The organism is Methylocaldum gracile (assembly GCF_053646815.1).
On the sequence record NZ_CM132196.1, the window covers coordinates 2,809,354 to 2,831,154 of the forward strand.

Consider the following 21,801-nt stretch of genomic DNA (forward strand, 5'->3'; position numbering starts at 1 on the left):
TATGAAGCTCGCCAAGATCGTTTTCGTTTGTCTTTTCGGCTTTGCCTTATCATCCATTGCAGCGGAGAAACCAAAAATGAATCAACCCGCCCCTCAAGTCCGGTTGGAGACCAATCTCGGGGATGTCGTTCTAACGCTGGATTCAGCTAAAGCCCCCGCCACGGTCGAGAACTTTTTGACGTATGTCAAAGAGGGGCATTATGACGGTACCATCTTCCACAGAGTCATACCGAACTTCATGGCTCAAGGCGGTGGTTACACCGAGGATTTCAAGCAGAAACCCACGCGCCCGGCAATCAAGAACGAGGCCGATAATGGACTTAAAAACAAGCGCGGAACGATAGCCATGGCCCGTACTCCGGATCCCCATTCCGCCACGTCTCAATTCTTCATCAATTTTGTCGACAATGCGTTCTTGGATTACAAGAGCGCCACACCGCAAGGATGGGGTTATTCCGTATTCGGTGAGGTCACCGAAGGCATGGACGTCGTCGACAAGATGGCAAAAATTCCGACGGGCTCCGGCGGCCCGATGGCATCGGATGTGCCGCAAACACCCATCATCATCGAGAAAGCGACCATCGTCGGTCAATAGACAGACGAAGCCATCTTCCTTGAAAAACGAAACGCTGTTCATCTCCGATCTGCATCTCAGCGTTACACGACCGGAAATTACACAGCGTTTCTTGCGGTTTCTGAAACGCCGCGCATCAGATGCCGAGCGGCTGTACGTCCTCGGAGACCTTTTCGACGCCTATCTCGGTGACGACGACAACTTCTCCCCTAACCGGGAGGTCAAGTCCGCGTTCAGGCAGCTTACGGACTCCGGCATCAAAGTGTACTTCCAGCACGGTAACCGCGATTTTCTGCTCGGCGAAAGCTTCGCTCGGGAAACCGGCATCCGCTTGCTTGCCGATTACGAGGTCATCGATCTCTTCGGGGTGTCCACGTTGATTACCCACGGAGATCTCCTGTGCACCGACGATGTTCAGTATCAGAGGGCTCGAGAACGCATCCGCACCGACGCATGGAAACAAGCGGCGCTATCGAAGCCGCTTTGGCTGCGCCGCATGTATGCGCGCTGGTACCGCTTCAAGAGCGGGCTTGATAAGCGCGGCAAAACGGCGGAGATCATGGACGTCAACCCGGAAGCAGTGAGAGAAACCATGAGCCGTTATGGCGTGGATCGATTGATTCACGGCCACACCCACCGCCCCGCTGTTCATGAGTTCGAGATCGAGAATAAGCGATGTCGGCGCTTCGTCCTGCCCGAGTGGGGAAATGGCGAAACGGTCTTATGCTGGAGTCAGGAAGGTTTCCGTACGGAAGCAATTGAGTAGCAAGCTTCGCTTTCCGTCCCTGGAAAGGCGTGCAATCCGGTTTTGCTCTCCCATTAGTGTTTACATCCACATGCCCCTGCCCCACAACCATGTCCCGGACTGATGGCAGACTCTTTCCGAGCACCACTGCCGTGTACCGCGGGAGCCGATAATTTTTTCCGGACGTCGCCGCCGCAATCAGGGCACTTCGGTGGTGCCTCGCTGATTTTGTGCATGGCGGTGAACTCATGTTTGCAGGCTTCGCACTGATAGTCGTAAGTTGGCATGTAATTATCCTCGACAAGAATCGGCAAAATAGTTGTTTCGACAAGCGGACAGGGGAGATCAGAACGGCTTGAGCGTCGCCAGAAGCACGATCGCGAATAAGAACAAGACCGGCACTTCATTCATCCAGCGGAAAAAAATATGGCTGTGACCATTACGGTCATATTTCAGATCACGCAGCCATTTTCCGCACAAAGCATGATAACCCACCAACAATCCGATCAGGAACAGTTTAACGCGAAGCCAGCCGCTGTCACCGTAGTCTTCCCAAGCATAGTCGTGGAGCATCCATAAGCCGAACACGAGCGTCAAAATCATTCCGGGAGTCATGATCCCAAAGTAGAGTTTACGTTCCATGATCTTGAACCGCTCGACGCTGACGGCATCGGCACTCATCGTGTGGTAGACGAACAACCGGGGAAGATAAAACAAACCGGCGAACCAAGTCACCATGAAGATGAGATGAAAGGCTTTCAGCCACATCGTTTACACTTCTCCAAGCATCCGCTCGACTCGCTCACGGAGATTCCGGGCATCGATTCGTCCCAGTTGGTGCATAACAATCCGGCCGTCAGGAGAAATCAAGAAGCTATTGGGAACCAATCGGACCTGATCGAATGTTTCCGCCAGATGCCCGAGTGGATCAAGGGCCACGGGATAAGGCAGCTGTTTCGCCTCGACCAAGCTTAAAACCCGGCTTGGAACGTCATAAGGCATAGCGACCGAGATCAATTTGAAACCTCGCGCGGAAAGCTGTTGATATAACTCGGCCAGTTCGGGCATTTCCTCGATGCACGCCCGGCAGTCGCTGGCCCAGAATGTCACCAACACCGGATGACCGCGGAGCTCCCGCATCTGAATGTGCTCGCCCTTGATCGTGACGAACTCCGCATCCGGGGCGGTTCGTTCGAAACCCCATCGATACAGGCCGAGGCTTGCCATCGTTACGATGGCGAACGCCATGAGCCAAAATTTGGCTTTATTCATGAGCTGACCGGAGGGAAGACAAAGCTTTATCTTCCCCCCGCTTTAACCCAACTCTGCTCAGTCTTCCAACTGCTGAATTCCATCCAGAAACCAGGTCGGTTGACGGCTGTGTTTCGGACGTACGAAGTGCCAAACTTCGCGCACTTGCGTAGGTCTTTCCTCGGGAGACTCACGTATGATCACATCAAACAGTACGGTTGCCTCGCGGTCTGAGCCGAGGTCACGCACCTCGAGAAGTTCCACGTCGACCTTGAGCAGTTCCGTCCTGTTGCTCTCGGTTCCGCGAGCTCTCAATTGATCCTGAAGCTCGCCGAATACCTTGTCGGTGGTCAAAGCCCTTAACTGCGCCAAGTCTCCCTCGTCCCACGCTTTCTGCATCGTCTCGTAGGCCGCTCTTGCGCCGGAAAGAAAACCGGCCGAATCGAAATCCGTCGGAACCGAATTGGGTTGTCCGGCCGTGCCGGCAGTTTGCCCTGAAGACGAAGCACCTCGCCCTTTTCCGAACAGAACGTCCGTATCGAACCCCGAATTGCTCGCCTGTCCGGAATCGGCCTGACGCCGGTAAGCGTGATCGGATTCCGGATTCCGAGCCGAGTCCGTCCCCGAATAATATCCTCCTGCCGCTGCCGGTTCGCTCGATTCGGTTCGCCTCCGAGCGGCGAAAAACTTGAACAGCATGAATGCGATCAGCGCAAACACCAGAATGTCCAGGAAGTTGAGATGCTCGAAGGCCCCGCCGAACAGGAGAGCGCCCAATAAACCGCCCAAGGCCAGGCCACCCAGCATTCCCATGAGCCCGCCCCGTCGCGACATCGCTTCGCGCGCCGCCTGGTTCCTTTGGGCCGGCGATTGGTAGGCTTGTTGCTGAGCCGGAGAAGCGGATTGCGTCATATCGGTAGAGCGTTTATAGGGCGTGCTGTAGGACGGCCGGCTGCCGAACGACTTACCGCCGCCCATGCGCTTGGCGTAAGCGTCGCCCATTCCGGACAGCGCCAAGGACAGCCCGATCAATACGCTCAAAACCAATCCAGTACGTTTCTTCATCGATAACCCACGTCTGTAGTCAAGAATCGGATATGCCTGTTATATGGCAACGAATATTCAAAAATCAACCTTTGAACCCAAGGTGGGCATTAGATAATCTCAGGATAAGTAGGTTTGCAATAATTGATAACAGGCTTCCAGCGCTCCTAAATGAGCGATTTCGTATCCATGAGTGTTATCTGCGGGAAACCCGAGGCATGCGCCTTTCGGCACGTGCCCAGTTTTCATCGCCACCGACGCATCGCTGCCGAATTGGCTCAACACCGCGTATTGCACGGACACGCCCGTCTTACGCGCGGCCTCAGCAAGACGTCGATTCAACGTCTCATCATACATGCCATAGCCATCCTGAGACAAAAGTACGGGCTCTTCGTCGCTTTCGATGGGATACTCCGCCGATTTCGGGGCAATCTCGACGGCAATCAGCTCGTCGACTCGTTTCTGCCGGGTGTAATAGAGCGCTCCGATGGCTCCCACCTCCTCCTGCGCGGAAAAAACCAGATCCAAATCCGATACTGGGCTCTTCACGGTCTCGGCCAGCAGTAAAAGAATTGCAACGGCGGCCTTGTTGTCCAAGGCGTAACTGGCGAGATAATCCCCCATCCGGAATGGCGCTTTCCGATGTTTGCCGATAACCATCCGCGTTCCCGGACGCACCCCCGCTTCTGTGAGTTCCGATTTGCTCAGTTTGGCATCCAGCCAAACGGTATCCCATTTCGGCGGCTTGTCTTCCTCGTATGCCTTTTGAGGCGATTCACGGCATACATGCCGGGAACCGAAACTCAGGATCGCCGGAATCGTTAAGCTGTCGCCGAGTAAATCCACAACCCCTTCCCCATAGACCCATGGGAAAGTACCGCCGAGCTTCCGGACCTCCACCTTGCCGTCTTCTCTCACACGCTTCACGATGCCGCCGATCTCGTCCTTGTGTGCGGTAATGGCGAGGACGCGAGCAGAGTTCGTTCCCCGAACGCTCGCGATGATATTGCCGGCATCATCTTGGCTCGCCTCGACGCCGATAGACTCGAGCCACGATAGGATGAACGCGTCTATTTCCTGTTCCTTGCCGCTTGGCGAATGACAAAGAACGAGATCTGAGATGAGGCGGAAAAGTCGGTCTCGAAATGGCTCCCGCATGAAAAACCCCGTCTAGCTCAAACCATTACACGCGCAAGAAAAACTACTGTACCATTTCCTGGTCCAATTGCCCGATTATGTCCTAAGCAAAGGAGATCATTATGAATCAAATCAATCCGGCCTACGCTCGCGCTTCCGCCGGCGTATTGGAAACCAACAAAGTCCTACGCAACACTTATGCTTTGCTGGCCATGACGCTGACCTTCAGCGCATTCACGGCGGGCTTGTCGATGGCTCTGGAGCTACCCCACCCCGGAGTGATTGTGACGTTAATCGGATACTTCGGCTTGCTGTTCCTGGTTTCCAAGTTTCAGAACAGCGCCCTCGGGCTTGTCTTCGTATTTGCCCTTACCGGCTTCATGGGGCTGACCCTCGGGCCGATTCTCAATATATATCTGACCCAGATCGGTAATGGCCCGCAACTGGTGATGACCGCCCTTGGGGGCACCGGAGCGATTTTCCTTGGGCTGTCGGCCTACGCCCTGACCACGAGGAAGGACTTCAGTTTCCTGGGCGGCATGCTTACCGCCGGCATCCTGGTCGCGTTCCTCGCCGCACTGGCTGCGCTCTTCTTTCATATGCCGGGACTCCAGATCGCCGTGTCGGCAATGTTCATTGTTTTGATGGCCGGTCTCATTCTTTACCAGACCAGCGAAATCGTGCACGGCGGCGAGCGTAACTACATTCTCGCCACAGTGACCCTGTATGTGTCGATCTTCAATCTGTTTACCAGTCTCCTGCACCTGCTAGGTGTTTTTAGCGGCGACGAATAAGGTCCGATTCTCGTCGAAAACGCTCGGAGCGGGCCTTTTCCCGCTCCGGCATTCGGGTCCGATTGGATCGCGATCAGTCCCCGAAACGGACCGAGTCCTCGGCTCACTCGATCCTGGTTCAACCCTCACTTCTATTCCGGTGTGAAGAAGGGTTTTCCGCAAGTCCACTCTAATCACTAATCGTTATTGAATGAGCCGAGCACCATAGCCCCCATCTCGGCAAACGGGGCTTACCTTGAAGACAGCTTCTCCCCTGTGGCATGATTACGGGCTGTTTTTGGGCGGTCTTCTGCAGTCCATAGCCGGTTTTGAGCTCCAGCGCGTTTTCGCGCCGTTCCAAGGTAACCACGTTCCATAAGGTGAAATTAATGCCAGGTCGAACTCATCTTTACGTTCCCGGTCCCACCAATATTCCGGACTCTATCCTGAGCGCCATGCATGTGCCGATGGAAGATCACCGGCGCCCCGATTTTCCGGAGCTGGTTAAGCCATTATTGGAAGATCTCAAAAAGATCTTCCAAACCGAAAAAGGCCAATGCTTCATTTTTCCCGCCACCGGTACGGCCGGCTGGGAAATCGCCCTGACCAACACCTTATCTCCCGGCGATAAAGTTCTGGCTTATCGCTTCGGCCAGTTCAGCCACTTGTGGATCGATATGGCACGCCGCCTCGGCTTCGATGTAGAGCATGAGGAAATCCCCTGGGGTGAAGGCATACCTTTGGATCGCTTGGAAGCGCGGCTCAAAGCGGATACAAATCAGGACATTAAGGCCCTCCTGATTTGCCATAACGAAACCGCCACTGGCGTCACCAACGATCTGGCGGGCGTACGCAAAGCCTTGGATGCGGCCGGGCATTCGGCCATGTTTTTCGTGGACGGGGTCAGTTCGATCGCCAGCATCGACTTCCGTATGGACGAATGGGGCATAGATATCGGTCTTGCCGGTTCACAGAAAGGCTTCATGCTGCCCGCTGGTCTGGCCTTGCTATGCTTCAGCCAGAAAGCCCTGGATGCGCGCCAAAGCGCCAAGAGCCGTCGCTGTTTTTTGGACATTCAGGATCAGATGACGCACAACGCCGGCGGTTATTTCCCGTATACACCGTCGATCCCATTGCTCTACGGTCTGCGCAAATCCATCGACCTGCTGCTCGAAGAAGGGCTCCAAAACGTCTTTGCCCGCCACCACCGGCTTGCCGAAGGGGTGCGTCGCGCGGTTAAAGCCTGGGGACTGGAGTTGTGTGCCCGTGATCCGAAATGGTACTCGAACACCGTTTCCGCCATCGTCGTTCCGCAAGGCTACGATGCCCGCGACGTCATGCATTATGCGTATCACCGCTACAATCTTTCCCTCGGCGCCGGCTTGAGCGAGGTCATGGGCAAAGTGTTCCGCATCGGTCACCTGGGCGATCTCAACGAACTGATGCTGTGCAGCGCAATCGCGGGCGCCGAAATGGCCATGCGCGACACCGGCATCCAAGTGACGCCGGGCAGCGGTATCGCAGCGGCCTGCGAGTACTGGCGCGAAACGGCGCCGGCCGTCAAGCCGCGCTGACCGAGCCTTCGCCTCGACCTCGCTCGCCCCGGGGGAGCCGCAACAGCTTGAGACAGGCTGGAATGATCCGGCTGACTCGCGCAACGTCTTCCAGGGCAGAGGGCACGAAATCCGAGTAAGGTGGGTATTGCCCACCTTACGTAATTTGGAGCCTGCACCATGAGCAAACCCAAAGCCTTAGTCACCCGCCACTGGCCCGAAGCTTGCGAAACCAAGCTTCAAGAACTGTTCGACGTCACTTTCAACACCGACAACCATCCGATGACCGCGGAGGAATTGAAAGATGCCCTGCGCAATTACGATGTGGTCATGCCGACGGTGACCGACCCGATCACGGCCGATGTGTTGAGTGCCGAACCTTTGCGTTGCAAGATCCTCGGCAACTTCGGCGTGGGTTTCAACCATATCGACATTGAGGCGGCCAAGGCGCGCGGCATCACCGTCACCAACACCCCCGACGTCCTCACCGACTGCACCGCCGACATCGCCATGTTGCTGATGCTGATGGCCGCCCGGCGCGGCGGCGAGGGCGAGCGCCATGTGCGCAGCGGCGAATGGACCGGCTGGCACCCCACGCACATGATGGGCACCAAGGTCACCGGCAAGACCCTCGGCCTGATCGGTTTCGGGCGCATTGCCCGAGCGATGGCGAAGAAAGCGCATTTCGGTTTCGACATGCCGATCATCTTTTTCGATCCTTATCCGCCCGCCCCTGAAGTCGTCAAGTCTTTTGACGCCGAACAATGCAGCACCATCGAAGAGGTGCTGCGCCGGGCCGATTTCGTTGCCCTGCATTGCCCCGGAAGCAAGGAAAACCGCCACCTCATCAACGCCGAACGCCTCGCATTGATGAAGCCCGCGGCTTACCTCATTAACACCGCTCGCGGCGACGTGGTCGACAACGCAGCTTTGATCGATGCCTTGAAGAAAAAAACCATCAAGGGCGCCGGCCTGGACGTGTTCGAAGGAGAGCCGAATTTGAACAAAGGGTTCCTCGAGCTGGACAATGTCGCCTTGTTGCCGCACTTGGGCAGCGCCACGCTTGAAACCCGCGAGGCCATGGGCATGCGGGTCATCGAAAACGTCACGGCCTTCTTTGCCGGACAAACGCCGCGGGACAAGGTGGCCTGAACGTCGTGTCCGCCGCCGAAACGAACTCGTTCTGGCCTGCCGGAATACTCGCGCCAGCCGAGTACGACGAACTTTGGGAGCGCATCCGGCCGGTCTTTACCGAGCGGGTGCGCGCTCACCGTATCGACGAGAGCCTGACTGCAAGACTCGCCTCGGTTTATCTTCCGCTTGCAGCGTGGGTGCGCCGGCAAAAATCGGCGGACACGCTGGTACTGGGCGTCAACGGAGCCCAGGGATCTGGAAAATCCACACTGTGCGACTTTCTCCAGTTGGTCTTGACCGAAATCTTCGGTTTCCGCGTCGCCGGATTCTCCATAGACGACATCTATAAAACGCGGGCCGAACGCGAGCGCTTGGCGCGCGAAGTTCATCCGCTCTTGCTGACCCGCGGTGTACCCGGCACTCATGACGTCGACCTCGGGCTCCAAACTCTTCGTGCCTTGAAAACGGCCGGAGCGGATACGCTGACTCCCCTGCCCGCTTTCGACAAGGCACGCGACGACCGCAAACCGGTGGTTGAATGGCCGGTTGTCCGAGGCCGACCCGACGTCGTTATTTTCGAAGGCTGGTGTGTAGGCACGCGGCCGCAATCGGACGATGCGCTTGACGTGCCCGTAAACGAGCTGGAGAAAAGCGAAGATTCCGACGGCGCGTGGCGACACTACGTCAACGATCAGCTCAAAGGCGCCTACGCGATTCTCTTTGGGGAATTAAACAGGCTGGTCATGCTCAAAGTCCCCGGAATGGACAGCGTCTTCGAATGGCGCAGCCTGCAAGAGAAAAAACTGGCCGAAAATACCGATCCCAGCAACCGGCACCGTTTGATGGACGTCGCCGCGTTACGGCGCTTCATCATGCATTACGAGCGTCTCACGCGGCATACGCTGGATGAAATGCCGAACCGCGCCGACCTCACTCTTTATCTCGACGAGCATCATCAATTCACTCACGTACATATAAAATAAAACATCGAAAAATGAGCATCCGATCTTTCCACCCTCCCGTCCGCACCCTTATGGGCCCTGGCCCGTCCGACGTCCACCCGAGAATTTTGGAGGCCATGGCGCGACCGACGATCGGCCACCTGGACCCCCGCTTCATCGACATGATGGATGAAATGAAGGCCTTGCTGCACTACGCCTTCAAGACCAGTAGCGAATTGACTCTGCCGGTTTCCGCCCCCGGCTCGGCCGGCATGGAAACCTGCTTCGTCAACCTCGTGGAACCGGGCGATACGGTGATCGTATGCCAAAATGGCGTTTTCGGCGGTCGGATGAAGGAAAACGTGGAACGTTGCGGCGGCAAGGCCGTCCTAGTCGAGGACGAATGGGGCATGCCCGTCGACCCGAACAAAGTAGCCGATGCCCTCAAGGCCCACCCGGAAGCCAAGATCGTAGCCTTCGTTCAGGCCGAAACGTCCACCGGCGCGTGCTCGGACGTGGAGACGCTTGCCCGGCTCGCCCATGAGCATGGCTGCCTGGTCATCGTGGATGCCGTGACCTCGCTCGGCGGTTCTCCGCTAAAAGTGGACGAATGGAACGTCGACGCCATCTACTCCGGCTCGCAGAAATGCCTATCCTGCACGCCTGGTCTTTCGCCGGTCAGTTTCAATCAACGGGCGATCGAGGTCATCAAGAATCGCAAGACCAAAGTGCAAAGCTGGTTCCTGGATCTCAGCCTGGTGATGAATTACTGGGGCGGCGGTACCAAACGAGCCTATCATCACACCGCGCCGATCAATGCGCTGTACGGCCTGCATGAGGCTCTGGTACTGCTCCAGGAGGAAGGGTTAGAGAATGCCTGGCAACGGCACCAGGACATGCATACCGCGCTGAAGGCCGGTCTCGAGGCGATGGGACTGCGCTTCATCGTGCCGACAGCGGCTCGCTTGCCCCAGCTCAACGCGGTCACGATTCCGGAAGGTGCCGATGATGTTTATGTCCGCTCGACCCTGCTCAACCGTTACGGCCTCGAAATCGGAGCGGGACTTGGAGCACTGGCGGGCAAGATTTGGCGCATCGGACTCATGGGGTTCAGCGCATCGCCGAAGAATGTTTTGGTTTGCCTGAGTGCGCTCGAAGCCGTGCTTGCCGAAACCAAAGCCCCGATTACCGCCGGAGTGGCCGTAACCGCTGCTCAAAAGGTTTTTGCCGAGCGGGGTTATTGATTCCTTCGCCCCAAGCACCAATTGATCCCACTATGTCTACCTCGGAAAAACTCTTCGCGCTCGGCCAGCATGTGCTGCCCCAGCACATGCTGTCGCGGCTGATGGGTTCGATAACCCGGTGCCGGAACAGCGCCTTCAAAGATGCAATGATTCGCTCATTCATCAAGCTGTACGGCGTCGATATGGCGCAAGCTGCCGAGCCGGATCCGACTGCTTACGGCTGCTTCAACGAGTTCTTCACCCGCGCGCTCAAACCGGAGACCCGCCCCATCGCGCCCGAACCCGACGCCGTAGTCTGTCCGGCGGACGGCACCGTCAGCCAAATCGGAGCGATTACCGAGGGACGCATCATCCAGGCCAAGGAAAAAGATTTCAGTGTGGCCGAGTTGCTCGGCGGACACGCGGAACAAGCAGAGTTGTTCGCCAACGGCCGGTTTGCGACAATCTACCTCTCGCCGCGGGACTATCATCGCCTGCACATGCCCCTCGACGGGACGCTCGAGGAGATGACCCATGTTCCCGGAAAACTGTTCAGCGTCAACGCGGCCACCACGGCCAATGTCCCGAATCTGTTCGCGCGCAACGAACGCGTTATCGCGCTGTTCGACACCGAGGTCGGGCCTATGGCATTGGTCCTCGTAGGAGCCATCTTTGTCGCCAGCATCGAAACGGTTTGGCATGGCGTCGTTACCCCGCCGACTAGCACGACCGTACGAACCTGGCATTATCCGGAGAGCCCGCCGGTCCTTTCCCGCGGCCAGGAAATGGGGCGCTTCAATATGGGATCTACGATAATCGTTCTATTCGGCGATAACGTGGTCGAGTGGGAAGAATCGCTCGTGCCCGACAGTATCGTCCGCATGGGACAATCCTTGGCTAGGCTCACACATCAAACGGCGCAAAGTTCCGACCACCGGCAACTGACCGCGTGAAGACAGATACCTGATCGGACAAATGAAGCCGGCCGGATTATGCCCCTTCTTGAACGGGCAAGGCGGTCAGCAACGACCGGCGCAGGGGATCCGTTTCTTCGAGAGAATCGGCCAGTGCACGGACGACCGCCGCGCCGCGGTTCCAGTACACGCTAGCCTCGGCCGTCCGCTCTTGCCCTTCATTTAGCTCCGCCGCCGTGAAATAGACCCGCCAGGCCGCCAACGGAACCACGGCGCCTTCGATGACGGCTAGGGCTTGCGATAGCTGGCATTCCGCCTCGTTCCGATCCTGCTCCGCGATCGCGATCCGAGCCAAAAGCCGGTGCCCCAGAGCCAAAAAGTGGCGATCGCCGGGGGTGGCGGCAAGTTCGAGCAATCGCTCCGCCTCGGTGTAGGCCTGCGCGGGCTTCCCCATGGCCAGCCAGTATTCGCCCAGGCTCTCACGGAGCATCATCCGATTGCGCAAACTGAGCAACTCGCCAGCTTCGGTCATTTGGGCAAGGTACTCAAGACAACAAATCGCTTCGTGATACCGGCCCAGGGCGAGATGCGCACGGCTCCTCAAAAGCACAAAGAGCGGCACGGCATAAGCGTCCGAAGGGCGCGGGGTGGCACTTCGGCACAACGTCAGAGCGCTGCGATAGTCCAGCGCCTCCAGAGACAAGGCCGCTGCAACCAGGTGGAATAGCGACCGCGGCATTGGACTGTCGTTTTGCTCCGCCGCCGTCAGCCCTGCCGCCTGGATGCGCCTCACTTCGCCCCATCTTCCGAGATGGAGCAACGCCCAGGCGGAATAGTACTGGCCGGACATGTAATTGAAGCCGTCGCCCATTGCGCTGCCCAGGCGCAGGACCTCTTGCGCGGACCTCAGGGCACCGGGGTAATCGGCCTGATCGAGATCCATGACGGTTTGCAGCGTGCAATATAAAGCTAAGGGCATGGCATCCTGCGCCGAGCGGGCGACTTCCGCGCCACGGACGACCGCCACCCTGTCTTCCTCTCGGCATAAGCCAAACGCGAGGCGAAAAAGCGCCTGGTTGGCTACCGCGTAGGTTCTTAGCCGGTCGGCGGCAAGATCGCGACTCCGCTCGACCGCCAGATCAGCCGTGGCGATACAGCGCAAGGGATCGGAATGAAACAGCGCCAAGGTCAATGCTATCAAGCCCCCGACCTCCTGCTCCCGCCGACCTTCGGCGCCGGCCAGCGCCACCAGCCCCTCCAGGTCTTCCACCATGCAAGGCCAATCGGAGAGCACGCGATGGACCAGGGCGCGCTGCTCCATGAGTGACAGACGGCTGTCGATCCGGGCTTCGGCCGGTTGCCGGTCCACTAGCGCCAATGCACGGCCGAGGTAATTCAAGGCTTCGCGGTTGGCGAAACGCCGCGAGGACTGTTCGGCGGCGAGGCGAAGATAACCCAGAGCCTTCGAAAAATCCCTCCCCTCCTCGAAGTGCCTGGCCAACTCGGCCGCGATTTCTCCCGACCGTTCCCCGAAGGCAAGTTCCAGTCGTTTCCCCAGGCACCGATGCAATGCAATCCGGTAAGCCGGAGTCAGCCGCTGGTACAGCACTTCCGCAAACAAAGCATGGCGAAACGCGTAGTTTCCCGCCACAGTTCCATCCGGCCACTCGGCTATTCCGCTCGCCGCCCACATCGGACTACGCCGCACCAACGCTTCGCAGCAGGCCTCGACAGCCAGCGGATCTTCTTCCAATGCCGCCGCAAGAAGGGCCGCCGAGCATTCCATTCCGGCCGCACTCGCTACACCGAGCGCCTGCTGCTCTCGGGTGGACAGTCGTTCCAGCTGATGCTCGATTAGCTCTCGGATGTCATCCGGTACGCCGCGCTCTAGGTCCTCAACACCGCCTTCGATGCTCCATTCTCCCTCGGCTTGCCGAAGACGTCCGTCGGCGAGCAGGTAATCGATAAGATTCACCACGAACAAAGGGTGGCCGCCGGTACGTCGATGAATGATTCGGGCGATTTCTTCGAGAAACGGGGCTTGCGAAAACCGCCGGACGAGATAAGCGCGCAGTTCTTTCCGGGAGAAGGCGTCGATCGGCAGTTCGGCACACAGCCGACGCGCCTGTAACTCCTGCCGCACCCGTTGCAAGGGATGGTCGCGAAGCGCCGCATCGCTTGCCCTGTAGCTGACGATCACCAACAGCGCCGCCCGCTCCCGGCGTCGTCCCAGCGCGGCGAGCAGATCCAGGGTGGCATAATCGCTCCAGTGCATGTCTTCCAGAACCAGCACGAGCGGCGCTTCCGCCGACAGGGCCTCCAGCAGTTCGCAACCCTCCCGCAGCATACGCTCCCGCGTCGCCCCCAGCACTTGCCGCTGCACCTCCTCTCGTTCCTCCGCAGCGAGCAGCCTCGGCAACTGCGACAGCCAGGTGGGGGCGCAGGCACTCAACGCGGCTTTTAAGCGACTTGCATCGCCCTCACGGCCCAAGGCCTCCAGCAGCGGCAGAAATGCCTCTCCCGCCCCATAGTGCTCAATGCACTGCCCCCACATTAGCCTGTGCTCATCCCGCGCCAGCGTCTCAAGAAACATTTCAATGAAAGTCGTTTTGCCCGAGCCTGCCTCCCCGGTCAGGAAAACGATCTGCCGCCGGCCGCCTTGGGCCGTCAGCCATAACTCCTGCAAACGCCTCAGTTGCGCCTCCCGCCCCACCCATAGTTGCCCGTCCGAGGTTGCGCGAAAGGCGGGCTCACGCTGATCCCCTCCCGAGGAGACCGCTGAAGCACTGGTGACCGGGGCGATGAACCGATAGCCTCGCCGGCTGGCCGTCTCGATGAAGCGCGGCGCCTGAGCCTCATCCCCGAGCACGGCGCGGAGCTCGCGAATATACCCCCGCAACAGTCCTTCACTCACATAGGATCGACGCCACACGGCTTCGAGCAACTCTTCCTTGGTGACCAAGCTTTGCGCGTGTTCCGCCAGATAACGCAGCACGGCGAGCGCCTTCGGTCGCAAGGGTATGTGTTGCGCGCCGCGAAACAGTTTCTCATTGACCAAATCCAGCTGAAACGGAGGAAAGAAAAGGTGATGTTGGCGCGTCATTGCGGTCCGTTACCCAAAACAAAATCTGTGGAGTGTTGCGCGATGTTTACGGAAATTGCACGAGAATTCCACGGTGCCTAAACGGCACCCGGATTTAGCCGCTGATATGCTTTCGACGTGCAAGATGCAATCGCCAGAACCGTCGAAAGCTCTCGCCGCTTACCCTAGAGGGACCCGTCGAAGAGCAGTGTATGAGGCTGAAAGCTATTGTGTTTGCCGCCTTGTCCCGGCCCGGCAACGATGCTCCAGACTGCGCGGAACCAGAAAGTGCCGTAAGCGATGCTATCACGCCGCGCGGCGGTATTCGCGGCAATAGTTCACAGAACGATCGGATTGATCTCTTTTGCTTTGAGGACTCGCCGTTCAAGCCTGAGATCCGGACGGTGCATGGATGACACCGGTTTCGGCCGCGATAAGCCGGTGCAAGGATAAGAAACCTGAAAACGGCGGTTTTCGATTCTGAAAACTGCCATAGAAACGATCACTCTATAACCCGCGCCCGAAGCGCGACAGGGGAATGCCATGAAAATCGGAAATACTGCACGGAATCAGACCGCGCGTCGTATCTTGCCCATCGCCTGTGCCTCTGCTCTGGCCGGTCCGGTTTCGCTACCGGCATCAGCCTACGCCGATTTTGTCACGCCGCCATCCGTGCCTGCCGACATTCAGGTGCCGGAAGGCAACGAGCCTTTCCTCAAAGCGCACGCCTCCGGCACCCAGAACTACATCTGCCTCCCTTCGGATTCCGGCTTCGCCTGGACTTTCTTCGGGCCGCAGGCCACCCTGTTCAACCGCTATAACCAGCAGGTCATCACCCATTTCCTCAGCCCCAACCCGTTCGAGAAAGAGACCTCTCGCGTCACTTGGCAACACTCGCGGGACACGAGCACCGTCTGGGGCCAGGGAATCGCCTCCTCTTCCGACCCTGCCTTCGTCGCGCCCGATGCAATTCCCTGGCTTCTGGTCCAGATGGTCGGCGCCCAGGACGGCCCCACCGGAGGCCACGCGCTCACGCCGACAACTTTCATCCAGCGGCTGAACACCGTTGGAGGCGTGGCACCCTCGACCGGGTGTGCCGAACCGACGGACGTGGGGCAGAAGGCGCTGGTGCCCTACAAGGCGGAGTACTTCTTCTACAAACCCGATGAGTACCGGTACTGAGACGGTCGCCGGGATAAGCGAACAAGGCTATCGAAATGATGCACCACGACAAGGTTTTCGAATCATCGGACAGTGCTCACGATGGATTTACACGCTTTTTGCGCAAGGTGTCGTTCGCGGACGGGATGCTTGTGGCTTGGGCAAACATTCGCCATGTCGTTTCCACTGCTCGAAATTCAGAGCGTTCTGAATACGTGCGCGCTGTAGTCAGCACCACACCTTGCTTTATCGACAGTTCAACGGGATCACGGGAAATCGGATCATGACTTGGCAGTATCTGAACTCGAAAACGTTGTCGGAAAAACCAAACGTCCTTGCGGGGCCAATCCTGCGAAAGGTCACGCCGGACTCCGTTACGGTCTGGTTCTCGCTTCAGAAGAAGGCGACGGTGACCCTCATGGTACTGGACAGTACCGGCAAACGTGTCTTCGACGGAAAGCGAGAAACGATCGCCGTTGGTCCAAACCTGCACATCGTCGCCGTCACCGCTCGGCGTAAGGCTGGGGAAAGCGAGCTGGTGGAGAATGCCGTCTACATGTATGACGCGGTATTCGAGTATCCCACAGACACCAATACCCCATCGCTAATCGATGACTCGATCGCTGCCGCGACCACTTTCACGACCGCTACCGGGACGCACAAGGCACTGCTGACCTACCCGAACACCCCGTACGACAGGCCGTCGTTCTGCCTGCCGCCGGCCAATATCTACTCGCTGCGCATCCTCCACGGCTCATGCCGAAAACCGTCCGGCGACGGGCTGGATGCCTTGGCGATCGCGGATACGCTGATCGAGGAGAAGGTGAATTCACCTTTACAGCGCCCGCAACAACTCCTGATGACCGGCGATCAAATCTACGCCGACGACGTTGCGGCCAGCCTGCTGATGATGCTGACCGACGCCGCCAAGTTCCTGATGTGGGATGAACTGCTGCCGCTGGTGCCGATACAGACGCCGATGCTGGCGTCCGGACTCCCCCCTTTCTCGAGGCGCGGCATACTTGAGATGGAAGACGGAAAGGCGAAGTTCTCATCGGAAGACCTCAGCTGCCACCTGATGTCGCTGGGCGAATATCTATGCATGTACCTGTTTGCGTGGTCCGATGTGCTCTGGCCCCCTCAGGACGTGATGCCCACCAAAGACGACGTGGTCAAGATCAGCTCCGCCTTTGTAACTTTGGACAATAAAAACGATTACCGTGGGTTTAAGCGTGGTATCGAAAACGACATTCAACAATTGATCAAGTTCCGGGCCACCTTGCCCAATGTCCGTCGCGTCCTCGCGAATATCCCCAGCTACATGATCTTCGACGATCATGAAGTAACCGACGATTGGAACATGACCGAGTACACGGCGTACCATCTATACGCCACGGACATAGGTAGACGCATCGTTCAGAACGCGCTTGTGGCGTACTCTCTGTGCCAGCATTGGGGAAATGTGCCGGAGCAATTCCTGGAAACCGACGCAAGCCTTCCGGGCACCAGGCTCTTGGCCCTGCTGAACTCGCCCACGACGCCAGCAGACTACGTAAGCAAAGAAAAATCGGATGCTATCTGTTCCCTGGTCAACGTGCCGACCGGCACAGAAGTCGAAAAGAATCACCGAGTCGATCATCATCCCGGTTCGCTGAGCTACAACTACACCATCGAGGGTACTGCTCATCAGATCATCGTCACGGACACGCGAACCTTCAGAACCTATCCCTGGGGAGGCGGCGAAGCCCCCGATCTCCTGGCGCCCGCGCAATTCGCAGCGCAGATTGTAAAAACGCCAGCTCTGGATGGACGCATGCTGATCGTCGTTCTAACGACCAATGCGCCGCCAGTCCAGCCCATCCGCGCAGCGACTGATTTACATGAGGTTTCCAACAATATTAAGCACTTCCCCGATATCCATGAGGCGTGGGACCTCCCGTCGGTCGCGTTCGATCGACTGGCCAAGGCCTTGTCCGACAAGGTCGGATTCAGTCAGGGGGCCAGCGCAAAAGTCGTTCTGCTATCGGGCGACGTGCACACCGCCTTCGCCTCCCGCCTGCACTACAAGGCAACCAAGCGATTCGAAGACACGGGCACACAACACGCGAATGTCGTAATTGCCCAGTTGGTTGCCAGCTCATTCAAGAAGCAAACTGGAGACACCATCGGGCAGCAGCGTGGAGGATACCAGTACGCCCCGTACCACCTGGGGCCCGTGATGGTTCCTCCGCACGTCACGGAGTATTACATAGGCTGGAACGTACCGGCTTCCGGCCAGAAAATGGGAGAGTGGTATGGCCGCCGACTCTATCTTGATAGAGCAAGCTCGGTGAGACTCATACCTGCGAATCCCGCATGGCCGAATCCAAGCGGTCCCCCTCAAGAGGATTGGTTCATACAATCGCCGGACTTCAGCTATCAGTTCGACTATCTCACCATGACCAACGGCGGAGTGCCGAAGACCCTTCAACCGCTCCCGCCGCCACCGCCGTGGCAAAAACCGGGGGCACCGACGAAGGACGAGCTCAAGGAAACGGCACATGTCTTCCGTCTCGCACGAGACAATTACCGCCAACACAACCTCGATCCGGCCGTCATCCGGCATATCATCGGCGTGAACAACATGGGGGATCTGAGCTTTCCCATCCCGCCCGCCCCGCAAACCGGGCCATTCATCGTGAATCATCGGGTGCGATTCCGTAGCCCCGGGGGAGAACAGTTGTTCGTCGACTACGCGGTCAACATGGAAACTATCGATAGCGCTCATCCTGCCGACCCCAACTATTTACAGGTGACTCCATGAGTGCCGACCTGTTTCGACTCCTCGCCGAGGAAACCGGCAACATCCTGAGCCCGCTGCAACGCGCCGTAGAAGTTCCGGGCGCACTCAACGAGTTGTTCGCCATACTCGGTGTTCCGCCTGGCGACGATAACACCGCGGTGAGCGCGGCCGTTAGCGCCATCGTTGATGTCAAGAAACAGATCGAGGCACTCGCGTCCCAAGAGGCGCCTTCTCTGGACGACATCCTCGGCGTACTCCAGTCTTCCGGACGCGCTTTTCAAGCGCTGCGGCAGCTCGATGCGACAGGCGGACCGCTGTCCCAGCTCCCCGGAGTCAGCGGCGATCTGATCGAGTGGCTTGTATCGACATGGTTGAAGACGCGCTATCCGGTCATTCACGAAATCGCCGCGCTGCTCACATTGATCGAGCTCGAGGTTGACCAAGCTTTTAGCGCCGCTCAAATGGAAGGTACGGAAGTGATTCGGAATCCGTATCGAATCGAACGCTTGCATCCGAGCCGGATCGCTTCGTTGCTTCGCGACCCCGTTGGGGTATTGCGCGCGGAGTATGGGACTCCCTTGTTGACGGGGGCGGACGCGGACGCGATGGCCGATGCGCTGTTTCCAAAAGTCGTCGGTCTGTTGAGCCAATTGGGAGTTTCATGCCGATACGGCGTCAATCCCGGCGACGAGACGCTGTTGGCGGATTCAGCGCCATATATCAGTCATGCACTCATCGCATACCTGAACGACCCATTGTTGAAAGGCCTCGAGTCGGAAACCGGCGTCGTCCTCTCGATCTCGTCGGCCGATCGCGGTGATCTGGGGTTCGTCGTCAGTCCTTTCGGCACTCTGACGGCAACGAGATCCGTCGGCCCGTTCATCGTCGAGCTGGATATCACGGCCGGCATCGACGTTTTCGCCGTTGGCCGCCACGGCTTCACGCTGCTCGCGGACGCGTCGACGACTGAAGTTGTTGGCAGTGTGAGCGCCGTCTTGGAAACGGCGGAGGCTCCCGGATTCGTCTTCGGGTCACCCACGGGCTCGCGGCTCGAAGTCGGAGGCGCGCGGCTCGCCGTCGAAACCTCGCTGTCGGAGGCGCGTCGGACTCTGGCACTGTCGGCAGATGTAACCAAATCTGCCTTGGTGATTTCACCCGGCGACGGCGACGGTTTCCTCGCAGAGCTTCTGCCGTCCGACGGCCTGCGCGCCGAATTCGACCTCGGCCTGGCCTGGTCCAGCGACAAGGGCCTCACCCTGCGCGGCAGCGCCGGGCTGGAGGCCGCCATCCCGGTGGGGCTGTCGGTGGCCGGCGTGACGCTGACCACCGTCAACCTCGGCCTCCGGGCGAACGACGATGGCGTGAGCGCCGAGGTCTCGGCCAGCATCGCGGCTTCGATCGGCCCGGTGAAAGCGGTGCTGGACCGCGTCGGCATCGGGAGCGCCCTGCGCTTCCCGGAGGCCGGCGGCAATCTCGGCGTGGCGGATCTCGAGCTGGGCTTCAAGCCGCCCTCGGGCGTAGGCCTCTCGATCGACGCCCAAGGCGTCCTCACCGGCGGCGGCTTCCTGTTCCACGACCCCGCGCGGCAACTCTACGCCGGCGCCATGCAGCTCTCGCTGCACGATGAAATCACGCTGAACGCCTTCGGGCTCATCGCGACCCGGCTGCCCGACGGCCGCCCCGGCTACTCGATGCTCATCTTCATCACCGCCGACGGCTTCAAGCCGGTTCCCCTGGGCTTCGGCTTCGTGCTGCAAAGCATCGGCGGCATGGTGGGCATCAACCGCACCTTCGATCACGAGGTGCTCAGGGCCGGGCTGAAAACCGATATGCTGCGCACGCTGCTGTTCCCGCGCGATCCCGTGGCCAATGCGCCGGCGCTGATCCAGGCCCTGTCGGCCGCGTTCCCGGCCAAACCGGGCAGTTACCTGCTCGGCCTGATGGCGCGCATCACCTGGTTCACGCCCGCCCTGGTACAGATGGACCTGGCGCTGATCCGGGAGCTCGGCGCGCGCGAGCGGCTGCTGGTGCTCGGGCGCGCCAGCGCATTGCTGCCGTCGGCCGACAACGACCTGATCCGTCTGAACATGGACGCGCTGGGCGTGCTGGACTTCGACGCCGGCACGCTGGAAGCCGACGCGGTGCTGGTCGATTCCAGGCTGGTGCACAAGTTCCCGATCACCGGCTCGGCCGCGCTGCGGGCGCGCTGGCCGGCGGGCGGCGGCGGGCTGGCGGGGTCCCATTTCGTGCTGGCGGTGGGTGGGCTGAATCCCCGGTTTGCCGCGCCGGCCGGCTTCCCGACGCTAGACCGGGTCGCCATCGCCTTGTCCTCGGGGGAGAATCCCCGGCTGATCTGCGATGCTTATTTCGCGATCACCCCCAATACCGTGCAATTCGGCGCGCGCGCCTCGCTTTATGCCAAAGGTGCCGGTTTCACCGTCACAGGGGACCTCGGCTTCGACGCCCTGGTGACGATCGTCCCGCCGCACTTCATCGTGGATTTCCATGCCCTGGTGCAGTTGAAGTACAAGTCGCGCAATCTGTTCAAGGTCGCGCTCGACGGCACCCTGGAAGGCCCGCTGCCGTTGCGGATTGCCGCCAAGGCGAAGTTCAAGATCCTGTGGTTCAGCTTTACGGTGCGCTTCGCGTTCACCCTCGCCGACGGCTCGGCCTCGCGGTCGATAGCGGCAATATCTCTGGAGACCGAACTGGAGAAGGCGCTCACCGACTCGGCGAACTGGAGCACGCGGCGGGCACCCGGCGTCGTCCACGGCGTGGCCCTGCGCAGCCTGCCGGCGAATGCGGGCCTGGTGCTCGACCCCTTGGGCCAACTGGTCGTACAGCAGCAGGTCGTGCCGCTGAACACCCATCGGGACATCGATACCTACGGCGGCGCGCCGATCGCCGGGCGCCGCCGGTTCACGGCCGCCGCCTCGCTGAACGGAAAGGCCGGCACACCGGTGACCGGGGCGTTCGCGCCGGCGCGCTATTTCACGATGAGCGACGACGAGAAGCTGGCCGCACCTTCGTTCGAGGAGATGGACGCGGGATTCGTGGTAGGCGACACCGATGCGACGTTCGATGAGAACGCCGTCGCGGCATCGGGACTGAATTACGAACCGATCACCGTGAATCCATCGTCGGCAGCGGAAACCGCCGGCATTGCGGCTTCCTTTGCCGCACTCCCGGCCACGCAGCTCTATACGATGCCGCTGGCCGCATTCCAGGCCCAGCGCTCGAGCGGGGCCGCAGCGCGGGCGCCGGTGCGGCATGTCGGCCGCGCGCGGTTCCGCAATACCGCCGTGACGCCCGCGGCCACTCTCTCCGCTCCCCGCTGGCGGATCATCCGGGCGAGCGACGGCGCGCCGGCGCCCTTGGATCCCGGGGTGAATTCCTGGAGCGACTGCCGCGCCGCGCTCGCCGACCTGAACCGCGGCGGCGTCCGCTGGCTGATGGTCCCCGCCCACGAACTCGAAGCCTTGTAAAG

Annotated in this window: 18 protein-coding genes; 12 read left to right on the forward strand and 6 right to left on the reverse strand. The window is 59.4% G+C overall.

Annotated elements, in window-relative coordinates:
- The first annotated feature begins 76 nt into the window (after window positions 1–76).
- On the forward strand, window positions 77–595 hold the full coding sequence (locus tag ACWJJK_RS12385) for a peptidylprolyl isomerase (RefSeq protein ID WP_205780830.1): 519 nt from the start codon (window positions 77–79) through the stop codon (window positions 593–595).
- A 19-nt stretch (window positions 596–614) separates the two neighbouring features.
- A complete protein-coding gene (lpxH, locus tag ACWJJK_RS12390; RefSeq protein WP_086135520.1) occupies window positions 615–1,340 on the forward strand; it encodes a UDP-2,3-diacylglucosamine diphosphatase in 726 nt (241 codons plus the stop codon).
- Between the two features lie 53 nt (window positions 1,341–1,393).
- Here the strand turns inward: lpxH and ACWJJK_RS12395 are convergent, their stop codons facing one another.
- From ACWJJK_RS12395 to ACWJJK_RS12415, 5 genes are all read right to left on the reverse strand, one after another.
- Complete coding sequence (locus ACWJJK_RS12395) at window positions 1,394–1,726, reverse strand: FmdB family zinc ribbon protein (RefSeq protein WP_346425852.1); 333 nt, start codon at window positions 1,724–1,726, stop codon at window positions 1,394–1,396.
- A complete protein-coding gene (gene hemJ, locus ACWJJK_RS12400) occupies window positions 1,665–2,087 on the reverse strand; it encodes a protoporphyrinogen oxidase HemJ (RefSeq protein ID WP_077731564.1) in 423 nt (140 codons plus the stop codon). The genes ACWJJK_RS12395 and hemJ overlap by 62 nt, the downstream gene beginning before the upstream one ends.
- 3 nt (window positions 2,088–2,090) lie before the next feature.
- On the reverse strand, window positions 2,091–2,591 hold the full coding sequence (locus ACWJJK_RS12405) for a TlpA disulfide reductase family protein (RefSeq protein WP_156881900.1): 501 nt from the start codon (window positions 2,589–2,591) through the stop codon (window positions 2,091–2,093).
- 57 nt (window positions 2,592–2,648) lie between these two features.
- On the reverse strand, window positions 2,649–3,635 hold the full coding sequence (locus ACWJJK_RS12410; protein WP_156881901.1) for a TIM44-like domain-containing protein: 987 nt from the start codon (window positions 3,633–3,635) through the stop codon (window positions 2,649–2,651).
- 99 nt (window positions 3,636–3,734) lie between these two features.
- Window positions 3,735–4,772: a M20/M25/M40 family metallo-hydrolase gene (locus tag ACWJJK_RS12415; protein ID WP_156881902.1), complete on the reverse strand. Its 1,038-nt coding sequence runs from the start codon at window positions 4,770–4,772 to the stop codon at window positions 3,735–3,737.
- Window positions 4,773–4,873: 101 nt separating this feature from the next.
- Here ACWJJK_RS12415 and ACWJJK_RS12420 point away from each other — a divergent pair, with 101 nt between their 5' ends.
- The 6 genes from ACWJJK_RS12420 to asd all read left to right on the forward strand — a co-directional run bounded on the left by ACWJJK_RS12420 (window position 4,874) and on the right by asd (window position 11,328).
- Entirely contained in the window at window positions 4,874–5,545 is a 672-nt protein-coding gene (locus tag ACWJJK_RS12420; RefSeq protein ID WP_077731568.1) for a Bax inhibitor-1/YccA family protein, read from the forward strand.
- A 368-nt stretch (window positions 5,546–5,913) separates the two neighbouring features.
- Entirely contained in the window at window positions 5,914–7,098 is a 1,185-nt protein-coding gene (locus tag ACWJJK_RS12425; RefSeq protein ID WP_077731569.1) for an aminotransferase class V-fold PLP-dependent enzyme, read from the forward strand.
- 159 nt (window positions 7,099–7,257) lie between these two features.
- Window positions 7,258–8,229: an NAD(P)-dependent oxidoreductase gene (locus tag ACWJJK_RS12430; RefSeq protein WP_156881903.1), complete on the forward strand. Its 972-nt coding sequence runs from the start codon at window positions 7,258–7,260 to the stop codon at window positions 8,227–8,229.
- 5 nt (window positions 8,230–8,234) lie between these two features.
- On the forward strand, window positions 8,235–9,194 hold the full coding sequence (locus tag ACWJJK_RS12435) for a hypothetical protein (protein WP_454128123.1): 960 nt from the start codon (window positions 8,235–8,237) through the stop codon (window positions 9,192–9,194).
- A 95-nt stretch (window positions 9,195–9,289) separates the two neighbouring features.
- Window positions 9,290–10,396, forward strand: coding sequence for a pyridoxal-phosphate-dependent aminotransferase family protein (locus ACWJJK_RS12440; protein ID WP_240502586.1), 1,107 nt, complete (start codon window positions 9,290–9,292; stop codon window positions 10,394–10,396).
- 32 nt (window positions 10,397–10,428) lie between these two features.
- Window positions 10,429–11,328, forward strand: a complete 900-nt coding sequence (gene asd, locus ACWJJK_RS12445; protein ID WP_156881904.1) for an archaetidylserine decarboxylase — start codon at window positions 10,429–10,431, stop codon at window positions 11,326–11,328.
- 37 nt (window positions 11,329–11,365) lie between these two features.
- On the opposite strand, the gene ACWJJK_RS12450 is transcribed toward asd, so the two are convergent.
- The gene (locus tag ACWJJK_RS12450; protein WP_156881905.1) at window positions 11,366–14,392 is read right to left on the reverse strand and encodes an AAA family ATPase; all 3,027 of its coding nucleotides are present in this window, start codon (window positions 14,390–14,392) and stop codon (window positions 11,366–11,368) included.
- Between the two features lie 191 nt (window positions 14,393–14,583).
- Between ACWJJK_RS12450 and ACWJJK_RS12455 the strand changes: the two genes are divergently transcribed.
- From ACWJJK_RS12455 to ACWJJK_RS12470, 4 genes are all read left to right on the forward strand, one after another.
- A complete protein-coding gene (locus tag ACWJJK_RS12455; RefSeq protein WP_133718519.1) occupies window positions 14,584–14,787 on the forward strand; it encodes a hypothetical protein in 204 nt (67 codons plus the stop codon).
- Window positions 14,788–14,914: 127 nt separating this feature from the next.
- Window positions 14,915–15,553, forward strand: coding sequence for a DUF3455 domain-containing protein (locus ACWJJK_RS12460; RefSeq protein WP_156881906.1), 639 nt, complete (start codon window positions 14,915–14,917; stop codon window positions 15,551–15,553).
- A gap of 262 nt (window positions 15,554–15,815) precedes the next feature.
- Window positions 15,816–18,335, forward strand: a complete 2,520-nt coding sequence (locus ACWJJK_RS12465) for a metallophosphoesterase family protein (protein WP_086135526.1) — start codon at window positions 15,816–15,818, stop codon at window positions 18,333–18,335.
- Entirely contained in the window at window positions 18,332–21,799 is a 3,468-nt protein-coding gene (locus ACWJJK_RS12470; RefSeq protein ID WP_156881444.1) for a DUF6603 domain-containing protein, read from the forward strand. Before ACWJJK_RS12465 ends, ACWJJK_RS12470 begins: the two co-directional genes overlap by 4 nt.
- The last annotated feature ends 2 nt before the right edge of the window (window positions 21,800–21,801 follow it).

Coding starts and splice junctions, on each gene's coding strand:
- ACWJJK_RS12385 (WP_205780830.1), top strand. CDS start 77: ATGAATCAACCCGCCCCTCAAGTCCGGTTGGAGACCAATCTCGGGGAT.
- ACWJJK_RS12395 (WP_346425852.1), bottom strand. CDS start 1,726: ATGAAGTGCCGGTCTTGTTCTTATTCGCGATCGTGCTTCTGGCGACGC.
- hemJ (WP_077731564.1), bottom strand. CDS start 2,087: ATGTGGCTGAAAGCCTTTCATCTCATCTTCATGGTGACTTGGTTCGCC.
- ACWJJK_RS12405 (WP_156881900.1), bottom strand. CDS start 2,591: ATGAATAAAGCCAAATTTTGGCTCATGGCGTTCGCCATCGTAACGATG.
- ACWJJK_RS12410 (WP_156881901.1), bottom strand. CDS start 3,635: ATGAAGAAACGTACTGGATTGGTTTTGAGCGTATTGATCGGGCTGTCC.
- ACWJJK_RS12415 (WP_156881902.1), bottom strand. CDS start 4,772: ATGCGGGAGCCATTTCGAGACCGACTTTTCCGCCTCATCTCAGATCTC.
- ACWJJK_RS12420 (WP_077731568.1), top strand. CDS start 4,874: ATGAATCAAATCAATCCGGCCTACGCTCGCGCTTCCGCCGGCGTATTG.
- ACWJJK_RS12425 (WP_077731569.1), top strand. CDS start 5,914: ATGCCAGGTCGAACTCATCTTTACGTTCCCGGTCCCACCAATATTCCG.
- ACWJJK_RS12430 (WP_156881903.1), top strand. CDS start 7,258: ATGAGCAAACCCAAAGCCTTAGTCACCCGCCACTGGCCCGAAGCTTGC.
- ACWJJK_RS12440 (WP_240502586.1), top strand. CDS start 9,290: ATGGCGCGACCGACGATCGGCCACCTGGACCCCCGCTTCATCGACATG.
- asd (WP_156881904.1), top strand. CDS start 10,429: ATGTCTACCTCGGAAAAACTCTTCGCGCTCGGCCAGCATGTGCTGCCC.
- ACWJJK_RS12450 (WP_156881905.1), bottom strand. CDS start 14,392: ATGACGCGCCAACATCACCTTTTCTTTCCTCCGTTTCAGCTGGATTTG.
- ACWJJK_RS12455 (WP_133718519.1), top strand. CDS start 14,584: ATGAGGCTGAAAGCTATTGTGTTTGCCGCCTTGTCCCGGCCCGGCAAC.
- ACWJJK_RS12460 (WP_156881906.1), top strand. CDS start 14,915: ATGAAAATCGGAAATACTGCACGGAATCAGACCGCGCGTCGTATCTTG.
- ACWJJK_RS12465 (WP_086135526.1), top strand. CDS start 15,816: ATGACTTGGCAGTATCTGAACTCGAAAACGTTGTCGGAAAAACCAAAC.
- ACWJJK_RS12470 (WP_156881444.1), top strand. CDS start 18,332: ATGAGTGCCGACCTGTTTCGACTCCTCGCCGAGGAAACCGGCAACATC.